1 protein-coding gene is annotated in these 692 nt (G+C 55.6%); it reads left to right on the forward strand.

Features of this window, described 5'->3' with window-relative positions; translation table 11 throughout:
* Positions 1-684, forward strand: a 684-nt coding sequence (locus JUK32_RS18625) for a transposase (protein ID WP_204140372.1), incomplete at its 5' end; no start/stop codon positions are given.
* Positions 685-692 lie beyond the last annotated feature (8 nt).

A 692-nucleotide genomic window follows, 5' to 3' on the forward strand; every position in this document is an offset into this window, starting at 1 on the left:
GATGAGACCAGTGCCCGTGTCCAGGGCAAAAATCAATGGGAGTGGGTGTTTCAGAACGAGCAGGTCTGTCTGCATGTCATCCGCCCCAGTCGCGGCAGGGCGGTGATTGACGAAGTGATGGCGAACCATCGCCCTCACGTGTGGGTCTCTGATTTGTTCAGTGCCCAGAAAGCCCATCCCGCTGAGCAATGGCAAGTGTGTCTGGCCCACCAATTGCGCGATTGCCAGTATGCCATTGATGCGGGCGATGACTATTTTGCCCCACGCATGAAACGGCTATTGCTGCGGGCCATCGCCTTGCAGCGACGACGACACCGACTGGCCGCCTCGACGGTGAAACAGTATTGTTCGCGGTTGCGGGGGGGATTGCGAGAGATTCTCAACCTGAAGCCAAAGCATGAAGAAGGGCAGCGGTTGCTCAAACGCTATCAACAGATTCGCTCCCATCTGTTGCTCTTTCTAGAAGACGAAACCGTCCCTCCGACGAACAATTCGAGTGAGCAAGCATTGCGATGGAGCGTCGTCTTTCGCAAAGTCACTCATGGCTTTCGATCCGACTGGGGGGCTGAACTGTTCGCTCAAGTCCGCTCCCTCATCAATACCGCAAAGCGTCAGGGGTTGTCTGCCTTTGAGGCGATTTCCCGCGTCCTTACCTCACAACAAGCTGATTGGCTACTGGGTTGAGCAATTAC

Origin of the sequence: Halomicronema sp. CCY15110 (assembly GCF_016888165.1) — a bacterium.
GTDB lineage: Bacteria > Cyanobacteriota > Cyanobacteriia > Phormidesmidales > Phormidesmidaceae > Halomicronema.